This window comes from Neisseria sp. P0021.S007 (genome assembly GCF_051956855.1).
On record NZ_JBQCXA010001222.1, the window covers coordinates 1 to 514 of the forward strand.

Sequence of the window (514 nt, forward strand, 5' to 3'; positions counted from 1 at the left end):
GTTATTATGAGACATGCGGCGGCTGCTCGTTGCAACATGCGTCTTTGGCAGCACAAGTTGCATTGAAGCAACGTATTTTGGAGGAGCAGCTTGAGCGTATCGGCAGAGTCATGCCTGAGCAGATTTTGCCGCCCATTTATGGTTCGGCCTGGCATTATCGGGATAGGGCGCGGTTGAGCGTCTAAGTCGATAAGAAAGGTCGTTTGAAAATGGGTTTTCAGGCGAAAAAAACCAATGAAGTAGTCGATATTGAGGTATGTCATGTGTTGCCGCAGCATATTTCAGATGTCCTGCCTGTGGTGAAATTATTGTTGCAAACGCTGTCTGATGGCGGGGCGGCAGTCCGATTTGTAGAATTTTTTAATAGCCGTGAATTGGTTGTTTTGAACATTTGTTTCATAAAAAAACCGTCTAGCCACTCTTTGAAGCAAATTGAGGAATGGTTTGATAGGATATTGGGTGGGGCAAAACGGGCTTGGCAGATTTGGGTTCAATATGGGCGTGAGCCATCATC

At 46.1% G+C, this 514-nt stretch carries 1 pseudogene; it reads left to right on the plus strand.

Annotation, left to right across the window (positions count from 1 at the left end):
* A pseudogene (locus tag ACTHUR_RS18410) lies at positions 1–514 on the plus strand (23S rRNA (uracil(1939)-C(5))-methyltransferase RlmD); the annotation flags it as partial.